Raw genomic sequence first — 5,277 nt, forward strand, 5'->3', positions numbered from 1 at the left:
ATAGTTACTTGAATATCTTCATCAGTATGACTACTAGATACAAAACCCGCTTCATAGGCAGAAGGCGCCATATAAATACCTTCCTCCAGCATTAGATGATAAAACTTTTTAAAGCGTTCCACGTCACACTGAGAGGTCTCATTAAAATTAGTGACTGCTGTGGAATCGGTAAAGAAAAGGCCAAACATGCCGCCAACTACATTAGCTGTCATGCCAATATTATTTTCCTTGGCTTTTTCCACAATACCACTAGTTAGCTTGCACACTTTTTCACTCAGGTTTTTATAAAAATCTTGATCAGATGACAAGGCATTTAGCATCGCTAAGCCTGCTGACATAGACATTGGGTTGCCCGATAATGTGCCTGCTTGATATACAGGGCCCAAAGGCGCAATTGAAGACATAATCTCACGTTTACCGCCAAAAGCACCTACTGGCAAGCCACCACCAATCACTTTTCCCAAAGTTGTCAAATCAGGGGTGACACCATAAAATGCTTGCGCACCACCCAAAGCGACACGAAAACCAGTCATTACTTCATCAAAAATTAAAATCACGCCATGTTCATCACATACTTCGCGCAAACCCTGTAAAAATCCATCCACAGGCGGGATGCAATTCATATTTCCTGCAACCGGCTCAACAATAATGCAAGCCACTTCATCGCCTACTTCATTAAGTACTTTACGCACCTGGTCAATGTTATTGTATTCAAGTGTGAGTGTATGTTGAGCAAAATCAGCTGGAACACCAGGTGAAGTTGGCACGCCCAAGGTTAATGCACCAGAACCAGCTTTCACAAGCAATGAGTCAGAATGACCGTGGTAACAACCCTCAAATTTAATAATTTTATCTCTACCAGTATGACCGCGTGCTAAACGAATAGCACTCATAGTGGCTTCTGTGCCTGAACTAACCATACGCACCATTTCAATCGATGGAACTAGCTCACATACTTTTTCTGCTAAAGTCGTCTCAATTTCTGTTGGTGCGCCAAACCCTAACCCATTCTCCAGAGTTGTTTTAACTGCATTAACAACATCTTGATTAGCATGACCAAGAATCATTGGCCCCCATGAAGCAACATAATCAATATATTTTTTATCATCTGCATCGAACAAATAGGCGCCCTCACCACGACTAAAGAAAATTGGATTACCACCAACACCATTAAAGGCACGAACTGGCGAATTAACACCGCCTGGGATAACTTGTTTTGCTTGTTCGAATAAAATGTCTGACTGACTCATACTTACTCCTAATAATTTGCGCTTATTTGCGGGTATTGTTTTAAGTGGGTTATGTGTGACCACACGATTAAGATATTATCCAATAATAATTTAAGATTGACACTAGTTTTTGTTAAATGGATAGCCTTCTGCACATCACCTAGTAGTTTGAATAAAAAATCTGATTTAGTATTATTAACCAACTGATTAAGCTCCACCAAACCACCCTCTTGCTCTGTTGTTTTTAGCTTAATCGCCTCAATTAGAAGGTTTTGCAAACAGGTTAATACCGCCACCTCATTACCTTCAAAAGTTTTTGTTTGATTAGCCATTAGTGGATGAGTAGCAATACTAAGCAATTGATTTTGATAATCTTGATAAGCGATAAAACCACCATCGGATAATTCGTTTAACACCTTAAATGGAACGCCGTGCGTATTTTCAAGTAATTGAGCAACGTCAAAATCGGCATTTTGCGCTTCGCTCAATTGTGACTTAAGCCACTGATGAGTCGACGTATCAAAACTTGGCGCAATATGAACAGTTTGACAACGTGACACAATGGTTGTTGGCAGATTTTGCACGCTATGTGCCAAAATAATAATCAAAGTATTTTCCCTGGGCTCTTCTAACGTCTTAAGTAGGCCGTTAGCTGCATTAATATTCATTTGATCGCCATAAAACAATACGCCAATCTGTAAGGCATCTGCGGTTTTATTTAAAGCCTCACAAAATGCTCTAATTTGATCTATACGAATATCTTTAGAGCGATTTTTGGTTTTCTCATTAATTTCACCAGCTCGACAATAAATCATATTGGTGTAATTAGAGCGTCTAATTAGCACAGGATGATCGAGCTCTTCACGAATATTATCCCGCTTGATGAGCTCATCATCATTAAGCAAAATGCCAACTAGTTGTTGCATCAGTTCAAACTTGCCAATATACTCACTACCGGTAATTAAAAGAGCATGAGGCAGATGATTCTGATCGATCATCCTTTGTAATTTTAAAAGCGCTTGATTGTGCCAGGGAAGAATCATAAACTTGCTAAAATTTTCTCAATTTGATTACTTGTATGCTCTTTAGTTTTAGAAGAGTCAATGAGCTTAATACGCTTTGGATATTTTTCCGATCTAGTGATATAGGCCTGTCTTACACGCTCAAAAAAATCCATCGCTTCCAATTCAATACGATCTTTGTCGCCCCTTGATTCTACACGTGACATGCCTTGCTCCACTGGAATGTCTAACAATAATGTCATGTCAGGAGTGAAGTCTTGCAGTACCCATTGCTCTAATTGTGCAATACGCTCAATACTAAGACCGCGACCACCACCTTGGTAAGCATACGAAGCATCAGTAAAACGATCGCTCAACACCCAATCACCCCGCTCCAAGGCAGGAATGATTTTGTTATGAATATGCTCATTTCTAGCGGCAAACATTAATAGTAGCTCACTATCGCTATGCATTTTTTTAGTTTTTGTACTGAGTAGTAATTCTCGAATGCTTTCACCCAAGTCAGTTCCGCCCGGCTCTCGAGTTAAAGTTACCTTAATGCCTTTTGCCTGCAAATAGTCACAAATAAACTTAATTTGTGTACTTTTACCAGCGCCCTCGACGCCATCAATCGTGATAAACTTTCCTTTATTCATATGATTATTTTAGATACTTCTTGATATTGAGTAGGTGTTGTTTATAAGTTTTTGCAAACACATGCGTACCATCTTTCTTTGATACAAAAAACAAATAATCAGACTTTTTAGGATGCATAGCTGCATTTAAAGACTCAAGTCCAATTGAACCAATAGGTCCCGGTGGCAAGCCTTTATGTCTATAAGTATTATACGGGCTCTTTACCCATAAATCTTGCTTGCTAAGTTTTCCTGTATAAGCTTCACCCAATGCATAGATAACCGTTGGATCAGTTTGCAGGCGCATATTCTTTTCTAAACGATTCATAAATACGCCTGCAATTTTAGACTTTTCCGAATGACTGGCGGTTTCACGCTCAATTATTGAAGCCAAGATTAAGGCCTGCTTGGCATTTTTTAATGGGTGGTCTTTAGCTCTAGCTAGCCAGGCCTGGTCTAATTTATCCTGCAGAATTAGGTGCGCCCTATCAAAAACACTCACAACACTATCGCCATAATTAACTTGATAAGTATCTGGCCAGAACTGGCCGTCATATGGCGCTTTAGCTATTGTCTTTTTCAAGGTTTCCTCTAACGAATAGCTAGAGGTTAACGTTTTGTTGCTACTTAACAATTGATAATATTCACGTACAGTCTTACCTTCTATTAAGCTAATATTTCTAATGGCAACATTCGCTGTAGAAACATCTTTTAGTAAACCCCAAACCCCCATGCCCGGATGCACATCATAATAACCTGACTTTAATTCGTCATCAATACCCGCTAGTTTGGCCGCCCACACTACAAATAAACCAGAATTAACCAATCCATAACGCTTAAGGTCTTGTGCGGTTGAATAAATAGAGGCCCCTTTAGGTACTTGATAGACAATAGGTTTGACCGTATTAATGATATTTGCCCAAAAAGTCCAAGCTAGCAATAAAGCAAATACAAGTGTCAATCCAAACTTAACTAAACTTTTTTTAGGCTTTAAGATAATGGCGTTTTTACGCTTCGAAGCATACTGATCAAAAGATTTTTTTAACTTTTCGGTTAGTGTGTGTTGCACATATTTCACTTCATTAATTTGGCGAATAGGCTTTATACCCATAACACTATTAGTAATAAAAATCTCGTCATAGGTAAGCAGTTCTGGCACACTTAAATTGCAGATTTCAACCGAAATATTAAGCTTTCTCGCCAGCTCAATGACAACTTGGCGTCTTGTACCTGCAATGCCACACTCGTCTAAACCCGGTGTTATTAATACGCCATTCTTAAAAGCAAAAATATTACCTTGACTTACAGAGATTACTCGCCCTTGCGGATCAAGCATAATGCATTCTTGCGTCTTGAGATTGGTGCGAGCTAATATTTGCTCTAATCGATTGCAATGCTTTATTTCTGATAGCAGTTGATTGTGCGCATATCCACTCTCGCACAAACTTAAATCATAACTATTTGGCAACTTTGGCACCGCAGAAACAATAACAATTCTAGTTGGCTCAATGCCTTTGTCATAACCATAGCCACGTTGCGTCTCACCGCGTGAAAGCATAATTTTCACCACAGCATGTTCAAGTTTAGATGCAGCAACGGCTTTGCTGATCTCTTTTAGCCAAACTGAGCGTTTTACTAGTTCAATATGTAATCTTTCAGCACCTTTCTCGAGTCTTTGAAAGTGGTGCTGCCCCAAGATTAACTTGCCATTTATCACTAGGCACGTCTCAAACAAGCCATCGCCAAATTGAACTAAGCGATTATAGACGCTTAGTTTGCTCTGTTTTTTTCCATTGATTAGGATGACACGATTCATGGTTAAGTATTATAATTCAGTGCATCTATAAAAAAAACACTTATACAAAGATCAGTTATATTAGAGTCAACCTGATATAGATATTTAATCTAACATTCTTAACCTCTGTGTAAATCTCACCATACTTGTGTTTAATAAATTTCAAGTGGTTTGATTTACACCATATACTTCTTTATAGTGTTAAAATTAAAAATTAAAGTCAACAATGTTGAGAAATTAAAATCATAATCAGGAGAGAGGAAAATGGGTGGAATTATTAATTTAATCAAGTGGGTGTTAATTGCAATCGGTGCAATTGCCACTTACTACATGGTGTCATTACAAGCGCAATATGGCGTTACTTCGAAAGTAATCAGTGAAATGATTTCACCAACACTACACCCTGAGTCAATGGAAAAAGTTTACATGCCAATGACCAACACCTTATTGGATACAGGCGATATTACCATGGCCTCTATTATCCGTGTTAAAGTTGCCGATGATGTTTCCAATAATGATGTTGAGGAAGCCATGGAAAGTATTGCAACAGCTGAAGGTATTCGCTCTGTAGGCATGCTGCCACTATCTGAAATGGTGGAATTACAAACAGGCGAGAA

At 38.7% G+C, this 5,277-nt stretch carries 4 protein-coding genes and 1 pseudogene; 1 reads left to right on the forward strand and 4 read right to left on the reverse strand.

All coding sequences use genetic code 11. The features are described from left to right. From hemL to mltG, 4 genes are all read right to left on the reverse strand, one after another. Positions 1-1,250 (reverse strand): glutamate-1-semialdehyde 2,1-aminomutase (gene hemL / locus P8M52_RS00495; protein WP_300305766.1); only part of this gene is annotated, 1,250 nt, incomplete at its 3' end. A gap of 8 nt (positions 1,251-1,258) precedes the next feature. Further along, a complete protein-coding gene (locus P8M52_RS00500; protein WP_300305768.1) occupies positions 1,259-2,272 on the reverse strand; it encodes a DNA polymerase III subunit delta' in 1,014 nt (337 codons plus the stop codon). Next, a complete protein-coding gene (gene tmk, locus P8M52_RS00505) occupies positions 2,269-2,886 on the reverse strand; it encodes a dTMP kinase (protein ID WP_300305770.1) in 618 nt (205 codons plus the stop codon). Before tmk ends, P8M52_RS00500 begins: the two co-directional genes overlap by 4 nt. Positions 2,887-2,890: 4 nt before the next feature. Next, positions 2,891-4,681: an endolytic transglycosylase MltG gene (gene mltG, locus P8M52_RS00510; protein ID WP_300305772.1), complete on the reverse strand. Its 1,791-nt coding sequence runs from the start codon at positions 4,679-4,681 to the stop codon at positions 2,891-2,893. Between the two features lie 243 nt (positions 4,682-4,924). Here mltG and P8M52_RS00515 point away from each other — a divergent pair. Continuing rightward, positions 4,925-5,277, forward strand: a pseudogene (locus P8M52_RS00515) (DUF302 domain-containing protein); the annotation flags it as partial.

Origin of the sequence: Candidatus Thioglobus sp., assembly GCF_029243085.1 — a bacterium.
Classification (GTDB): Bacteria; Pseudomonadota; Gammaproteobacteria; order PS1; family Pseudothioglobaceae; genus Thioglobus_A.